Consider the following 15408-nt stretch of genomic DNA (forward strand, 5'->3'; position numbering starts at 1 on the left):
GCTCGTTATAAGTAGGCATCCCGCGCTCTAGCCCATATAGTCTGGGCATGCTCCTGCCACGTATAGGTCCTCTCCGATCAGCTGCGCGACAGACCCTGGTCCGAAAATCAGTGATCGCCGCTTCGGCGGCGATACTGCTGTTCGGACCGACAGCGGCAGTAGCGACAGCGCAACCCGATCCGGCCCCGAGCCTGCCCGCCGAACTGGTGACCGCGCTCGCCCGCGATCTGAAGATCTCCCCGGAGGAGTACCTGCACCGCGCCGACGTGGCCCAGCAGGTCGCCGCCTTCGCCACCAACGCGCAGCGGCAGTTCCCCGCGGTGTTCGGCGGCTCGTGGCTCGACGACAACGGCAAGGCGGTCGTCGCGCTGTCCCAGGGCCCCGGCGCCGACGAGGCCCGCAAGGCCGCGGAGTCAGCGGGTTTCGAGGTCCGCAACGTGGCCAAGAGCGAGTCCGCGCTGCGCGGGGAGAAGACCGCGTTCCAGCGCTGGCTCGACGGCCAGCCCGAGGCGGTGTCGGCCCTCGTGCGTGGCGTGGTGATCGATACGGTCAACAACAGCATCGCGGTCCGGGTCGACAAGGCCGGCCTGCCGATGCCGAACTTCATCGACCCGGCCCGGGTCATCGTGATGGCCCCGCCGGTCGCCGGTGAGCAGGGCACGTTGCAGGCCACCGAGATCGCCGGCGCCGCCAACGGCGTGCTCGCCGGCGGCGACGGTTACGCCTCGGTCGCCGGCCGCATGTCGCTGCGCTGCTCGCTCGGCTTCAACGGCACCGACCGCAACGGCAACATCGTCAATGTCACTGCGGGCCACTGCAACCCGGACATCCCGTCCGCGGGCAACGACAACGCAGCGCGGATCCACGAGCTCAACGGCGACCGGCTCGGCAACGAGCTCGGCCGGTTCGAGAAGTCGGTGCTCGGCGCGCAGGACTACTCGGTCGTCCGGATCGCCGACCAGGCGCGGGATCGGTTCAGCAACAACGAGGTACGGGTCCCCGGCGCCGCGTCGGTGCGCATCGAGGGCGTCGCGACTCCGGTCGTCGGCGCGCCGGTCTGCAAGTCCGGTTCGCGGACCGGCTTCAGCTGTGGCGTGGTGAACGCGGTCGATCAGACCGTGCAGGTCGGCGAGCGTGAGCTCACCCAGGCCTTCTCGGCCAATATCTGCGCGCTGCCCGGCGACAGCGGCGGCCCGATCGTGACCGGCCGGCTCGCCCTGGGCATCTCCAGCGCCTCGTCGGTGGCCGACTACCCGATCTGCGAGATCCCCAACCTGATCGGTGCCCTGACCGGCAACGCGCCCCAGCTGTTCGCGCAGCCGGTGAGCGTGGTGCTCTCGGACAACCCGGGGCTGAAGATCCGCACCAACTAGTTCCACCAGTCGAACAGGCCGGCCGCGTTGCGCGGTCGGCCTTTTCGCTGTCTCGGGAATGTTTCCACTGGCCTTGCGCGGCCCATCTCCCGGCCGATGCGGTGCGGGGCCGGGCCCGGTTCGGGCATTCTGATCTGATGTGTTTGGTGTTGATCGGCTGGCGGGCGCATCCGGAGTATCGGTTGATCCTCGCGGCCAACCGCGACGAGTTCTACGCCCGGCCGACCGAATCCATGCGCTGGTGGCCGGAGGCGCCCGGCCTGCTGGCCGGGCGCGATCTGGGGGCGAAGAACACGGCGGCAGGCGACCCGCCGGGCACCTGGCTCGGGCTGCGCCGAGAGGACAAGGGGCGCAACCGATTCGCGACGGTGACCAATGTGCGTGCGCCGAAGGACGAGCGCGGTGACGCCCGTTCGCGCGGCGCGCTGCTGATGGATTTCCTGCGCGGCGCCTCGGATCGGCATCCCGGCATCGATTTCCCCGGTCCGGAGAAGTACGTGCTCGACATCGCGGCCGCGCCGGACGACTACAACGGCTACAACCTGGTGGTGTCCGACCTGGAATCGCTGTGGTGGCATTCCAATCGCAGTGCGCTACCGCCGCGCGAGCTGGCTCCCGGCTTTCACGGCCTCTCCAACGGCACGTTCGTCGGTTCGGCAGGGGTGAACCCGGGTAACCCGGATTTAACCGCCCCACAGCCCATCTGGCCCAAAGTACGGACCGGTCTGACCGAGCTGCGGGCGGTAGTCGAGTCCGATCCGGGTGACGTGGAGCGTTATTTCGCGGTGCTGGCGGATCGAACCAAGGCCCCGGACGCGGAATTGCCGAGCACCGGGGTGCCGAAACTGATGGAGCGCAGGCTGTCTTCCCGGTTCATCGCGGACGCCGCGCACGGCACCCGGGTGAGCACGGTGCTGTTGGTGCGCGCGGACGGCTCGTTCGAGATGGCGGAGCGGTCGTTCGGGCGGTTCGGGCGGCGAAAGAACACGGTGTCGTTCGACGGAACCATGGATTTGCCGGCCTGAAACGACGACTGGCCCGACTCTCCGAGGAGAGCGGGCCAGTCGTCGGTGTGTTTGGTGCTTACTTCGCCGGAAGCGGCTTGTCGGCCCACTTGGTGGTGCCATCCGCTGCCTGGAAGGTGTTCATCAGCTCGAGGCCCGCGGCGATCAGGGCCGGGCCACCGACCGCGATGGTGCCCAGGATGCCGCCGATGCCGGCGCCGGCCACCAGGCCGGGCAGGCAGAACGCCGGGATCGTGATGATGCAACCGATGGTCGCGCCGATCGCGGTGCCGACGAAGCCACCGATCGCGGTCGCGATGCCGAAGTTGCTGGCGAACTCGTTCTGCGCGCGCTGGTTCTCCATCGGCGAGGCGATGTCCTGCGCGACGGACGGCTTGGCGACGACCGGCTTGTCCGTGACCACCAGGTCCGCAGGCTTCTGCGGGGTGACCTCGAGGACGGTCCCGTCCTTCTTCACCTCGGTCTTGACCGGCACCAGGCGGCCGTCGACATCGACTTCGAGCGGGAAGGAGACGAGGGTGTTGCCCTGGCCGTCCTTCACGTTGGCGATGGAGAGCTTCGGATCAGTGGCGGTGGCGCCGTCCTTCTCGGTGACCGAGAAGGTTCCCCCCTTGAGCGACGCGACAACCGTCTTGTCGACCAGCTTGACGGAGTAGTTGAGGTCAGCCGGGGCCGCGACAGGCTCGGCATGCGCGGTCCCGAGGCCGATGGTCATCGCGCCGATGACCAACGCGGCACCCGCGGTGGTTCTGCGGAGGTTCATTCAGTTTCCAATCCATCATCAGGTTGCCTGCCCGCCGATCCCCGCACGCGAGAGCGCTCTTCATCAAATCCGGGCGGTCGCCCCGGATCCTCCCCGAGCAGTGTGAAGACAGGCACAGCAGACAGAACGTCGTGAGCGTAATCCACCGGCGAGCCATAAGCGAGAAGCATTACGCGCCTTGAGGACTAAGCCTGTCCTTACCGAATAGGCCGCAAGCCTCGACGTTTACGGTGTATTGACCTGAACACGCGCTTGGATGGGCAAACCAGGTGTGATGTTCATCACAGGCCGAATTTGCGTCAAGCCCCAGCAAGAGGGGGCATAGCTCAGCTGCAAATGGTACGACGGATAGCATATGTTACCGGTGGGTAACTTACTGCCGGTTAGGATACGAGCCAATCGGGGCGGCCGAACTGCCCCCGCTCGTGTTGCCTCTAGAGAAAGGTCGCGACATGAATGCCCTGACAGTGACGCTGGGCACGATTGGGGCGACGCTCAGCCTCCTGTGTTGGGCGTCGTTCTTCGGCGGCGTCCGCAACATCGTCCGCGCCATCATGGTCGGACAGCCCGCACCGGACCGCTGGCGACCGTTCTTCCCGCGTTTCAAGCAGATGGTCATCGAGTTCCTCGCGCATACCCGGATGGCCAAGTTCCGCACCGTCGGCTGGGCGCACTGGCTGGTGATGATCGGCTTCATGGGTGGCGCCATCCTCTGGTTCGAGGCCTATGGCCAGACCTTCGACCCGGCGTTCCACTGGCCGATCATCGGCAACTGGGCGATCTACCACCTGTGGGACGAGATCCTCGGCATCGGCACCGTGGTCGGCATCGGCACGCTGATCGTCATCCGCCAGCTCAATCACCCGCGCCTGCCCGAGCGGCTGTCCCGGTTCAGCGGCTCGAAGTTCGCCCCCGCGTACGTGATCGAGGCCATCGTGCTGATCGAGGGCCTCGGCATGATCTTCGTGAAGGCGGGCAAGATCGCCGCCTACGGACATTCCGACCCGTACACCGACTTCTTCACCATGCAGGTGGCCAAGCTGCTGCCCGCGAGCACCACCATGGTCGCGCTGTTCGCGTTCGTGAAGCTGATGTCCGGCATGGCCTTCCTGTACCTGGTCGGCCGCAACGTCACCTGGGGCGTGGCCTGGCACCGGTTCTCCGCGTTCTTCAACATCTACTTCAAGCGTGAGGACGACGGCGGCGTCGCGCTCGGCGCGGCCAAGCCGATGATGTCCAAGGGCCGGCCGGTCGACATGGAGACCGCCGACCCGGACACCGACACGTTCGGCGCCGGCCGGATCGAGGACTTCTCCTGGAAGGGCTGGCTCGACTTCACCACCTGCACCGAGTGCGGCCGGTGCCAGTCCCAGTGCCCGGCCTGGAACACCGGAAAGCCGTTGTCGCCCAAGCTGCTGATCATGTCGCTGCGCGACCACGGCAACGCGAAGGCGCCCTACCTGCTGGCCGGCGGCCGCAAGGACATGGGTGGCGACGAGGTCGGCCTGGTCGACGCCGAGGGCAAGCCGGACGAGGCCGCGCTGGCGAAGATCTCCGACGCGGCCAAGGCCGAGGCGGAGCGTCCGCTGGTCGGCGGGGCCGACGTCAGCGGCATCATCGATCCCGAGGTGCTGTGGTCGTGCACCACCTGTGGTGCGTGCGTGGAGCAGTGCCCGGTCGACATCGAGCACGTCGACCACATCATCGACATGCGCCGCTACCAGGTGCTCATCGAATCGGAGTTCCCGTCCGAGCTCGCGGGTCTGTTCAAGAACCTGGAGAACAAGGGCAACCCGTGGGGGCAGAACGCCAAGGACCGGCTCAACTGGATCAACGAGGTCGAGTTCACCGTTCCGGTCTTCGGGCAAGACGCCGACAGCTTCGACGGCTACGACTACCTGTTCTGGGTGGGTTGCGCCGGCGCCTACGAGGACCGGGCGAAGAAGACCACCAAGGCCGTCGCCGAGCTGCTCGCCACCGCGGGCGTGAAGTTCATGGTGCTCGGCCAGGACGAGACCTGCACCGGTGACTCGGCCCGGCGTGCCGGCAACGAGTTCCTGTTCCAGCAGCTCGCCGCGCAGAACATCGAGACGCTGAACTCGGTGTTCGAGGGGGTCGAGGAGAAGAAAAAGAAGATCGTCGTCACCTGTGCGCACTGCTTCAACGCGCTCAACAACGAGTACCCGCAGGTCGGTGGCAACTACGAGGTCGTGCACCACACCCAGCTGCTCAACCGCCTGGTGCGGCAGAAGCAGTTGATTCCGGTCGCCTCGGTGTCGCAGAACGTCACCTACCACGATCCCTGCTACCTCGGCCGGCACAACAAGGTCTACAACGCGCCGCGTGAGCTGATGGAAGCCTCCGGGTCCACGTTGATCGAAATGCCGCGCCACGGTGAACGTTCCATGTGCTGTGGCGCCGGTGGTGCGCGCATGTGGATGGAGGAGCAGCTCGGCAAGCGGATCAACGTCGACCGGGTCGACGAGGGATTGAACACCCTTGCCGCGAACCCCGGGTCCACGCCCGGCAAGATCGCGACCGGTTGCCCGTTCTGCCGGGTCATGCTCAACGACGGTGTCACCGCTCGCCAGGAAAAGGGTGAGGGCGAAGGAGTCGAGGTCGTCGATGTCGCGCAGTTGATGCTCGATGCCATCGATCGGGTGGACACGGCGAAGCTCACCGAGAATCTCACCGTGATTCAGGAGCCGAAAGCTCCTGTGGTCGAAGAGGTTTCCGAACCGGAACCGGAACCGGAGACCGCCGCGCCTGCGGCGAAGTCGGCGCCGACCGGTGGTGGGCTCGCGATGAAGGGGCCGGGCAAGAAGCCCGGCGGCGGGCTGGGCATGAAGGGTGCGGCCAAGGCACCCGGAGCGCAGGCCACGGAAGCGCCTGCGGCCGAAGCCGAGTCGGCAGCCGAGGCACCGGCCGCACCGGTCAAGGGTCTGGCCATGAAGGGACCGGGCAAGAAGCCGGGCGGTGGGCTCGGCATGAAGGGTGCGGCCAAGGCACCCGGAGCCAAGGCCGAAGCGCCTGCGGCCGAAGCGGAATCGGCTCCCGAGGCACCGGCCGCACCGGTCAAGGGTCTCGCTATGAAGGGACCGGGCAAGAAGCCGGGTGGGCTTGGGATGAAGGGTGCCGCCAAGGCGCCTGGGGCCAAGGCGACACCCGCTCCGGAAGCTGAATCCACTGCGGCAGACACCGCGGCGGAAGCTCCCGCGCCCAAGCCCGTCAAGGGGTTGGGGATGAAGGGCGCGGCCAAGGCGCCGGGTGCGAAGGCACCGGCCGCCCCGGTGGCTCCCGCGGAGACCAGCGTCGAAGCGGAAACCGCGACCGCCGAACCGGTTTCGGAACCCACCGAAACCAAGCCGACGATTCCGGCCAAGGGGTTGGCCATGAAGTCCGGGTTCAAGCGTCCCGGTGCGAAGGCACCGGGCGGCTCCGCACCCGCGGCTCCGGCCGAGCCCGCGCCGGCCGCGGAACCTGCCGCGGATTCCGCCGAGGCGGAGTCCACCCCGGCGGCGGAGCCCACTGCGGCAGAGCCGGTTTCGGATCAGCCCGCGAACGGCAACGGTGCCGCCGAATCGGCTCCCCCGGCAGCCAAGCCGGGCGGCCTCGGATTCAAGTCCGGCGCGAAGGCTCCCGGCCGCAAGAGCTGATCGGCACAACTACATAGTTATCCAGCTCGACCCGGATCCGCACGATGGATCCGGGTCGAGCTGTTTCCGTCGATCAACTGGGCGTGCGGATTCCACGAGTCTGGGGACACCGCAAGCCTGCGTTCTGATCAGGCGAATCTGCGCGGCACGCCCTTCCGCATTTAACGAAACACGTGTGGGGAGGCACTGGGGAATGCCTTGCATATAGCGCAATAGCCGCCAGTTCCCTTACGCCACTGTCGATCCCGGCCACGAATAGCTGCGAAATGCGACACGCCCGCAGTGCCTGCGCCGCGGCGCCTTGCCCAGGTTCCAGTCAGCGCCCTATCGTTTTTGGCACATTAGAGCTCGAAATGTTCTCTCTGCCAAAAAGTTTGATACTGATCAGTAAGCCGGCCACTGCTGCTCAGGCTATTAGGAGCGCAATGATCAACAAACGAAAGCTGACAGTTCTCGGGGCCGCAATAGGAATCGCACCCATCCTCGCGGTTCTGGTCCCGGCAGGTACGGCAAGCGCGCACGGATACATCTCGTCACCGGCGAGCAGGCAGGCCCAATGCGCGCAAGGCACCGTGTCCTGCGGACCGATCAAGTACGAGCCGCAGAGCGTCGAAGGGCCGAAAGGTTTGCGCAACTGCCACGGCAACCTTTCCCAATTCGCCGAACTCAGCGACGACAGCAAGCCGTGGAAAGTGCACACCGTCGGTAATTCCGCGTCCTTCACGTGGACCAACACCGCCCGGCACAGCACTTCCAACTGGGAGTACTACATCGGTAACACCCGTGTCGGCGTCGTTCCGGGCAATAACCAGCAGCCCGGCCAAACCGTCACGCACACCGTGAATTTCGGCAGCTTCACCGGTCGCCAGAAACTCCTGGCCATCTGGAACATCGCCGATACCTCCAACGCCTTCTACGCCTGCGTAGACCTCAACATCGGCGGCACCGGCCCCACCTCCACCCCAACCCCCACCACCACGGTGCCCCCCACCACGACGGTGCCCCCGACAACCACAAATCCCCCGACCACCACCCCACCCACCTCGCGCCCCTGGACCGCGGGCACCGCCTATACAGCCGGCAACGAGGTCTCCTACGACGGCCTCCGCTACCTCTGCCGTCAAGCACACACCGCCAACACCGGCTGGGAACCCCCGAACACCCCAGCCCTGTGGCAAAAGCTCTAACCCACCCCCGTCCCGGACCCCGACCCAGTCGAGGCCCGGGACGCCGGCGTGTCCAGCCACCTGCCGCTCGCCGTTACCCAACAAGTGCTGGCACCTGACATCAGTTTTGCTACAGTGCGAGAGACACGACTTGGTTCTGTCTCGCTTCGACCGCCCGTCGGACGCGATGCAATGGTGCGCACCCGCTGGGAGGGCAGATGGATTACGACTGGTCAGCGTTGGATTCGGCGTTTCGGGATGAGGTGCGGGAATTCCTCGACACGAAGCTGACGCCGGAGTTGCGCCAGGCGGGGCGGCTGGCAACGAGCGTGTATCCGGACCACGAGGCGAGCATGGCGTGGCAGGGGATTCTGCATGAGCGTGGCTGGGCGGCGCCGGCCTGGCCGGTGGAGTTCGGGGGTTGCGATTGGAGCCTGACGCAGCACTACATCTTCAATCGGGAGTCCACGTTGGCGGGGGCGCCCGCGCTGTCGCCGATGGGGATCAAGATGGTGGCGCACGCGATCATCGCCTACGGGACGGCGGAGCAGAAGGCGTTCTATCTGCCGCGGATCCTGACCGGGGAAGTCTTTTTCTGCCAGGGGTATTCGGAGCCGGAGGCGGGGTCGGATCTGGCGTCGCTGACCATGGCCGCCGTCGAGGACGGCGATGATCTGGTCTGCACCGGCAGCAAGATCTGGACAACCCATGCGACGGAAGCGAATTGGATCTTCTGCCTGGTGCGTACCTCGCGGGCGGGAAAGAAGCAGCAGGGCATCACGTTCCTGCTGATCGATATGAATACGCCGGGCATCGAGATTCGGCCGTTGGTGATGACGTCGGGTGAGCAGGTGCAGAACCAGGTCTTCTTCGACAACGTCCGGGTGCCGAAGCGCAATGTGCTCGGGCAGATCGACGAGGGGTGGACTGTCGCGAAGTACCTGCTCGTGCACGAGCGCGGCGGGGCCATGGCGCCGTTCCTCCAGGCGATGGCCGAGGAGATCGGCGTCGAGGCAGCGAAACAGCCTGGGCCGGATGGTAATTCGCTGATCGATGATCCGGCGTTCGCGGCGCGGCTGGCGGAGGCGCGGATTCGCACCGAGGTGCTGGAAATCCTGGAGTACCGCACGATTTCGGCGATGGCGCGGGGACACAATCCGGGACCGGCTTCCTCGATGTTGAAGATTCTGGCGACCGAGCTGAGCCAGAAACTGACCGAACTGGCCTTGGCCGCAGCCGGTCCGCGCGGACGCGTGTATCAGCCGCACGCCACGAAACCGGGTGGACCGATCGCGGAGTTCAGCCCACCGGCAGACGACTACCGCAGCGGTGCGCCATGGCAGGCCGTCGCGCCGCTGCGCTACTTCAACGACCGAGCGGGCTCGATCTACGCGGGCAGCAACGAGATTCAGCGAAACATCCTCGCCAAAGCAGCATTGGGGCTCTGATGGACTTCACCCTTACCGACGAGCAGGAATTGCTCCGCACCGCGATCGCCGGATTCCTCGGCGCCCGCTACGAATTGGCGAAGAGCCGCACCGCGGTCAAGGTCGGCGCCGGTTGGCAGCCCGCCGTGTGGCGCGGATTCGCCGACGAGCTCGGCATTCTGGGCGCGACCCTGCCCGAGCGGGTGGACGGGATGGGCGGCGGCCCGGTCGAATTGATGGTGATCGCCGAGGAACTCGGGCGGGCGCTCGTGGTCGAACCGTTCGTGGACACGGTCGTCGTCGGCGCGGGATTGCTCAACCGATCCGGTGGTGATCGCGCCGATGCGCTGCTGCGCCAGATCGTGTCCGGCGACGTTCGCACCGCGTTCGCCGCGCTGGAACCGACCTCGGGTCAGACGCTGCACGACGTGTCGACAACCGCACGGCGCGACGGTGATTCGTGGATCATCAACGGCACGAAAACCGTCGTGACCAGTGCGCCGCTGGCGACTCACCTGCTGATCACCGCCCGCACCTTCGGTAGCCGCCGCGACCAGCACGGCATCTCGTTGTTCTGCACCGACTTCGACGCGGACAACCCACCGGCCGGCGTCGAGGTGCACCCGTACCGCACCATCGATGACCGCGTCGCCGCCGACCTCGTCTTCACCGACTTCCACCTGCCCGCCGATACATTGCTCGGCGTCGAAGGCACGGCTTGGGTCGCCATCGAACCCACCATCGACGAAGCCATCGCGGCCATTGCCGCCGAAGCCGTCGGCTGCATGCGCAAGGTCCTCGCCGACACCCTCGAATACGTCAAGCAGCGCAAGCAATTCGGCCAGCCCATCGGCAGTTTCCAAGTCCTGCAACACCGCATGGTCGACATGTACATGGAACTGGAACAAGCCATCGCCGCCGTCTACCTGGCGATCCACTCCCTCGAAGCCGACCCCCCGGCCCGGGCTCGCGCCGTCTCCGCCGCCAAGGTCACCGTCACCCGAGCCGCCCGCTTCCTCGGCCAGAACGCCGTCCAACTACACGGCGCCATGGGCATGACCGAAGAACTGGCCATCGGCCACTACTTCAAGCGCCTCACCGCCATCGAACACGAATTCGGCTCCGACGATCACCACCTCACCCGCTACGCGGCGCTGACCCGTCCCTAGCCCTGGCGCTGACCTGCCGAAAGGTACACACTCCTCGACATCAGAACTAGTTCTGATGTACTGACCGTATGAGCGCAACAGCCACCTGGTCGGAGTTCCTACGCGATCCGAACCGGGTCATCGAGGCGATGGAGGAGAGCGGGGACGTGATCCTCGTTCGCCGCGCCGCGCCGCCCGTGCGGCTCTCCGATGCGGCCGAGTCGGCGGCAACCGAGGAGACCCTCGGTGCGCTGACCCAACTGCTGGCGATCGCGCTCGATGACGAGATCCTCGAACGACTGGTGGGTCGGCTGACCATCACGTTCCCTGGATCGAGCTGCTGCCCGAGTCCGAACGGACCGAGTTCGTCGCCGATTTCCTCAACCACGCACGGGGCGGGCTCGCCGTCGGGCGCCTCGCCGGCCTGACCGCCACCCTGGCCGCGTGGCGGGATACCGCTACGGCACATGCCGACCCGCGGATCCGCATCGACGGCACCGACCTCAATTTCCTCGACAAGCCGGTGGTGGTGCGCGACCCAAGGGGCGGTGAGTGGGCAAGCGGCAAGATGTGCCCCGGCCACTCAAACGATCCGAATACGAACTCGCCTTCATCACCAGCGAGGCCCAGAAGGGCTGGATCGATAACTAGCAGGGGTTGCGCTCGCCGAGCTTGACTACGGACAGAACTGCGTCGCCCTCTCCGATCGATACGCCGGGGGCGGGGGTTTGGGAGACGACGATCCAATTCGCGTCCAGCACCTGCATGCGGCCTTTTCCGGTGGCATCGGTCGACCTCGAATACCAGACTCCACTTTCTTGGATCTTGTTCTGTGCTGCTTGAAGGTTCATGCAGACCACGTTCGGCATCGGTGCCCGTGCCGCAGGCGCGGGTTGCGCAGGGGGCGGCGGCGCAGGGGCGGGAGATGGTGGAACTGGTTGCTGGACAGTTGTTTTGGGGAGTTGAATGGCCGGCGTGACAACGGTTGAACTCGTCGGTGCCGCAAGCGATGTGCTCGCGGCGACCACGGCCTTACCTTTTTCGCTATCCGCCGCGCAGCCGGTGGCGGCAATCACGACCAAACCACAGACACCCGCGATCACAAACCCCCGCGTGTTCCGCGCGACTGCGCACTCTCGCTGCGCCCCATCGGTATTCGAATGCGCCGGTCGATACGCCATCATGCCGTTCCTGCTCCCCTGTAGCGAATGAGAAGGCAAACCTACTGCCGAACCACCCACCGGCGATGTCCATCGATTACCCGACACAGCAGGGGGACCACGAAATCTCAGGCTGCCTAGCTGCGGCGATATACACATATGGTCGCGTAAGAGACCTATTCTGCACGACATCACCACACCGCTGATGTGAGCCGCTAGCACCCTTCGAACGCGGCCTTGACGTAGCCGGCGGACTGATAGACGTAGTCGTAAGCCCACCGCGCCACGGACAGTCGCGGCTCCGGATCGACGAAGAGAAGCTCTCCGCCCCAACACTTTCCGAGAATGTAGCGAGCCCGCGAAATGTGCGGAGTGAAGGTGACGACGATGACCCGGCGCCAGCCACCGGCCCGCGCCATCCGGGCCAGTTCACGCCCCTCACCGCGGGTGGTGCGCGGCGACGGATCGAAACACACCACCTCGAAGCTGTAGCCACCGTGGCAGATTCGATTGATCATCGCGCTGTGCTCGTAGGGATTGGAGACGAGGACGCGCGGGGCCAGACCGTCGTGGGCCATTCGTAGGGCCAGCCGCTCGCGCCCGTCGTGCGCCCCGCCGAGCACGAGAATGGCGTCGGCGGCGACCGGGGTATCGGTGCGCGGCCGGACGTAAACGGGCCACAACGCGGTCACCGCAACGGCCACCACGAGGACGAGGACCAGCCCGGCCCAACCCCATCGGCGACGTCGCATCCGATCGATGCTAGCGGGATCATCGCAGGTCAGGGCATCCAGCCCGATATATGTCGCCACATGTACACCTACCGTTGCCGTGACCCTTGCCTCGGTGACGCGGGGTGGCCACCGGCGGGGCTTATCAATCGATCATGCGATGCACAGTCTTCGGAACCGGGTACCTCGGGGCCACGCACGCGGCGTGCATGGCCGAGCTGGGGCATGACGTCATCGGGGTGGATGTCGACCCGGGCAAGGTCGCGAAGCTGTCCGATGGCGTGGTGCCGTTCTACGAACCCGGACTCGAGGATGTGCTGCGGCGCAATCTCGACACCGGCAGGCTGCGATTCACCACCTCCTACGCCGAGGCGGCGGCCCACGCCGACGTGCATTTCCTCGGCGTGGGCACGCCGCAGAAGAAGGGCGAGTACGCCGCCGACCTGAAATACGTGCACGCCGTGGTGGACACGCTCGCGCCGATGCTGGAGCGGCCGTCGGTGATCATCGGCAAGTCGACGGTGCCGGTCGGCACGGCCGCGGCGCTCGGTGTCCGGGCCCGGCAGCTGACGTCGACCGACGTCGAGGTCGCCTGGAACCCGGAATTCCTGCGCGAGGGCTTCGCGGTGAAGGACACGCTGCGCCCGGATCGTCTTGTGCTGGGCGTGGATCGGGAGCGCGCCGCCGCGGTCTGGGTCGAGGACATGGTGCGCGAGATCTACGCGGACCTGATCGCCGACGAGGTGCCGTTCCTCTTGACTGATTTGGCCACAGCCGAATTGGTGAAAGTCTCGGCGAATGCCTTTCTGGCAACGAAGATTTCGTTTATCAACGCAGTATCGGAAGTTTGTGAGGCGACCGGCGCCGACGTGACGATGCTCGCCGACGCACTCGGCTACGACGCCCGCATCGGCCGCCGATTCCTCAATGCCGGACTGGGTTTCGGCGGCGGTTGCCTGCCGAAGGATATTCGGGCGTTCATGGCGCGCTCCGGTGAACTCGGCGCCGACCACGCGGTGGCATTCCTGCGCGAGGTGGACAACATCAACATGCGCCGCCGCACCAAGGTGGTGGACATGGCCGCGCGCGCCTGCGGCGGTTCGCTGCTCGGCGCGAATGTCGCGGTGCTCGGCGCGGCGTTCAAACCGGAATCCGACGATGTTCGCGATTCGCCCGCGCTGAATGTGGCCGGCATGATCCAGTTGCACGGCGCAGTAGTGACGGTGTATGACCCTAAGGCGCTGGAGAATTCACGCCGGGTGTTCCCGACGCTGAACTACGCGACCTCGGTCGCCGAGGCGTGTGAGCGAGCCGACGTTGTGTTGGTCCTCACCGAATGGGACGAGTTCACCGCACTGCGGCCGGAGGATTTGAATCGGGTAGTTCGGACAAAGTCGATCATCGACGGACGGAATTGTCTCAATCGGGCCAACTGGCGAGCCGCCGGATGGGTGTACGCGGGACTTGGTACGCCGTAGAGTTGCGTCGCGAAGGCGGGGTCTACGTCTGGACGAATAGTCCTGCCGTATGCACAGGCGCTCGTCGACGGTATGGTCCGGGGAGCGGGCCTTCGCGCTGGCTCGCATGTCGTGAAGTGTGAACGAGATGGGCAGCTGATGAGTTCGGTACTGGGAGTTTCGGTGGGGGCCGGCGCTGTCCGTATGGCGCGACCACACACCGCGAACCCCCACGGGCACGTCGAGGCGCATTCGTTCGATCTGCAGACCATTCCGGTGGGCGAGCAGACCGTGGAGGAACTGGCCGCCGAGGCGATCGGCGTCACGCTGGAGACCACCCCGGGCATCACCGCGACCGCCATCGCCTACCGCAGCGAGCAGCATGCGCGCGCGGTCCGCGCGGCCATGGCGCGCCAGCAGCTGACCAATTACGAACTCGTCCCCGAGGTCGTCGCCGCGCTCGAATTCGCCCAGTCCACCGGCGATATCCGCGGCATCTCCTCACTGGTCGTGTACGACCTCGGCAGCTCCGGGCTCACCGTGAGCGTCGTCGACACCCAGTCCCGCGAGGTCCGCCACAGCGAACGCACCAGCGATATCAGCGGCGACTACCTGGACTCGCTGATCCGCGAACAGCAGATCGCCTCCGGCCGGATCGCGCATCCGCCGGACGCGGCCGGCCTGGCCGTGCTGGACGGACTGTGTCGCGAGGCCAAGGAACAACTCTCCTCGAACACCGCCGTGGCGCTGCCCAGCGAGCAGGGCCTGGTGTTGCTGGCGCAGGAGAACTTCGAGTCGCTGATCATGCTGGCGATCGAATCGTCGGCGCGGATGGCGCGTGATGTGATCACCCGCTCCGATCGCCCGGTGCACGGCGTGCTCGCGATCGGCGGCTGCGCCCGGATTCCGCTGGTGGCCAGGGTTCTCGAACGGTGGATGGGCGTTCCGGTGATCGTGCCGGAGAGCCCGGAGACGGTCGTTGCCCGGGGTGCCGCGCTGCTGGCCCGCCCGGTCCTGCCGGAGCCCGTGGCCGCGCCCACGTCGCTCGACCCCGAATTGTCGCCCGCCTGGTTGTCCGCCCCGCCGAAGCGCCGCAAGCGCGAGATCAGCGGCGCGGTGCTGACCGTCAGCGCCCTCGCGGTGGTCGCCGCGATCGGGCTCGGCCTCGGCTACGGCCCGCAGGTGCTGCAACGGGATTCGCACAGCGAAGGCTCGCCCTCGGCGCCGACCACCACCGCGCCGCGCACCACCAGCCTCGCCCCGCAGATCGCGGTCGCACCCGCGACACCGACCGAGTCGGCTGCGGAATCGGTCGCCGCGCCCCCGCCGCGCCGCCAGACCACCACCGAGCCGCCGCCACCCGCGCCCGGCCCGAACACCATTGTCGTGCCCGGCCTTCCGCCGATCGTGGTACCGACCATCCCGCCCGAGGTCTTCCCCTTCCCCCCGCCGCGCTGATCGGCCGTCCGGCAACTGAACGCGAGTTGAACCCTCGCGACCCC

Annotated in this window: 12 protein-coding genes; 9 read left to right on the forward strand and 3 right to left on the reverse strand. The window is 66.6% G+C overall.

The annotated features are described in order from the left end of the window. Positions 1 to 47: 47 nt before the first annotated feature. Both AB0M22_RS12525 and AB0M22_RS12530 read left to right on the forward strand, forming a co-directional pair. Positions 48 to 1373 carry a S1 family peptidase gene (locus AB0M22_RS12525; protein WP_150400119.1) on the forward strand — a complete coding sequence of 442 codons (1326 nt, stop codon included), beginning with the start codon at positions 48 to 50 and terminating at the stop codon, positions 1371 to 1373. Positions 1374 to 1510: 137 nt separating this feature from the next. After that, complete coding sequence (locus AB0M22_RS12530) at positions 1511 to 2398, forward strand: NRDE family protein (RefSeq protein WP_364724608.1); 888 nt, start codon at positions 1511 to 1513, stop codon at positions 2396 to 2398. Positions 2399 to 2456: 58 nt separating this feature from the next. On the opposite strand, the gene AB0M22_RS12535 is transcribed toward AB0M22_RS12530, so the two are convergent. After that, the gene (locus AB0M22_RS12535) at positions 2457 to 3161 is read right to left on the reverse strand and encodes a hypothetical protein (protein ID WP_364724610.1); all 705 of its coding nucleotides are present in this window, start codon (positions 3159 to 3161) and stop codon (positions 2457 to 2459) included. A 452-nt stretch (positions 3162 to 3613) separates the two neighbouring features. Here AB0M22_RS12535 and AB0M22_RS12540 point away from each other — a divergent pair, with 452 nt between their 5' ends. The 5 genes from AB0M22_RS12540 to AB0M22_RS12560 all read left to right on the forward strand — a co-directional run bounded on the left by AB0M22_RS12540 (position 3614) and on the right by AB0M22_RS12560 (position 10986). Beyond that, on the forward strand, positions 3614 to 6817 hold the full coding sequence (locus tag AB0M22_RS12540) for a (Fe-S)-binding protein (protein WP_364724612.1): 3204 nt from the start codon (positions 3614 to 3616) through the stop codon (positions 6815 to 6817). Between the two features lie 425 nt (positions 6818 to 7242). Continuing rightward, on the forward strand, positions 7243 to 8004 hold the full coding sequence (locus tag AB0M22_RS12545; RefSeq protein ID WP_364724615.1) for a lytic polysaccharide monooxygenase: 762 nt from the start codon (positions 7243 to 7245) through the stop codon (positions 8002 to 8004). Between the two features lie 197 nt (positions 8005 to 8201). After that, on the forward strand, positions 8202 to 9431 hold the full coding sequence (locus tag AB0M22_RS12550) for an acyl-CoA dehydrogenase family protein (protein ID WP_364724617.1): 1230 nt from the start codon (positions 8202 to 8204) through the stop codon (positions 9429 to 9431). Further along, entirely contained in the window at positions 9431 to 10579 is a 1149-nt protein-coding gene (locus tag AB0M22_RS12555) for an acyl-CoA dehydrogenase family protein (protein ID WP_364724620.1), read from the forward strand. Before AB0M22_RS12550 ends, AB0M22_RS12555 begins: the two co-directional genes overlap by 1 nt. Positions 10580 to 10647: 68 nt before the next feature. Then, a complete protein-coding gene (locus AB0M22_RS12560; protein ID WP_364724623.1) occupies positions 10648 to 10986 on the forward strand; it encodes a hypothetical protein in 339 nt (112 codons plus the stop codon). A gap of 219 nt (positions 10987 to 11205) precedes the next feature. Here the strand turns inward: AB0M22_RS12560 and AB0M22_RS12565 are convergent, their stop codons facing one another. Beyond that, positions 11206 to 11634 carry a hypothetical protein gene (locus AB0M22_RS12565; protein ID WP_364724626.1) on the reverse strand — a complete coding sequence of 143 codons (429 nt, stop codon included), beginning with the start codon at positions 11632 to 11634 and terminating at the stop codon, positions 11206 to 11208. 299 nt (positions 11635 to 11933) lie between these two features. Then, complete coding sequence (locus tag AB0M22_RS12570) at positions 11934 to 12470, reverse strand: YdcF family protein (protein WP_364724628.1); 537 nt, start codon at positions 12468 to 12470, stop codon at positions 11934 to 11936. 134 nt (positions 12471 to 12604) lie between these two features. On the opposite strand from AB0M22_RS12570, the gene AB0M22_RS12575 reads away from it, so the two are divergent. Together AB0M22_RS12575 and AB0M22_RS12580 are read left to right on the forward strand one after the other, a co-directional pair. After that, entirely contained in the window at positions 12605 to 13927 is a 1323-nt protein-coding gene (locus AB0M22_RS12575; RefSeq protein WP_364724632.1) for a UDP-glucose/GDP-mannose dehydrogenase family protein, read from the forward strand. 138 nt (positions 13928 to 14065) lie between these two features. Further along, a complete protein-coding gene (locus AB0M22_RS12580) occupies positions 14066 to 15364 on the forward strand; it encodes an Hsp70 family protein (protein WP_364724635.1) in 1299 nt (432 codons plus the stop codon). The last annotated feature ends 44 nt before the right edge of the window (positions 15365 to 15408 follow it).

Source organism: Nocardia sp. NPDC051756 (genome assembly GCF_040681495.1).
Classification (GTDB): domain Bacteria; phylum Actinomycetota; class Actinomycetes; order Mycobacteriales; family Mycobacteriaceae; genus Nocardia.

Coding starts and splice junctions, on each gene's coding strand:
- AB0M22_RS12550 (WP_364724617.1), top strand. CDS start 8,202: ATGGATTACGACTGGTCAGCGTTGGATTCGGCGTTTCGGGATGAGGTG.
- AB0M22_RS12535 (WP_364724610.1), bottom strand. CDS start 3,161: ATGAACCTCCGCAGAACCACCGCGGGTGCCGCGTTGGTCATCGGCGCG.
- AB0M22_RS12545 (WP_364724615.1), top strand. CDS start 7,243: ATGATCAACAAACGAAAGCTGACAGTTCTCGGGGCCGCAATAGGAATC.
- AB0M22_RS12570 (WP_364724628.1), bottom strand. CDS start 12,470: ATGCGACGTCGCCGATGGGGTTGGGCCGGGCTGGTCCTCGTCCTCGTG.
- AB0M22_RS12540 (WP_364724612.1), top strand. CDS start 3,614: ATGAATGCCCTGACAGTGACGCTGGGCACGATTGGGGCGACGCTCAGC.
- AB0M22_RS12575 (WP_364724632.1), top strand. CDS start 12,605: ATGCGATGCACAGTCTTCGGAACCGGGTACCTCGGGGCCACGCACGCG.
- AB0M22_RS12555 (WP_364724620.1), top strand. CDS start 9,431: ATGGACTTCACCCTTACCGACGAGCAGGAATTGCTCCGCACCGCGATC.
- AB0M22_RS12560 (WP_364724623.1), top strand. CDS start 10,648: ATGAGCGCAACAGCCACCTGGTCGGAGTTCCTACGCGATCCGAACCGG.
- AB0M22_RS12530 (WP_364724608.1), top strand. CDS start 1,511: ATGTGTTTGGTGTTGATCGGCTGGCGGGCGCATCCGGAGTATCGGTTG.
- AB0M22_RS12525 (WP_150400119.1), top strand. CDS start 48: ATGCTCCTGCCACGTATAGGTCCTCTCCGATCAGCTGCGCGACAGACC.
- AB0M22_RS12580 (WP_364724635.1), top strand. CDS start 14,066: ATGAGTTCGGTACTGGGAGTTTCGGTGGGGGCCGGCGCTGTCCGTATG.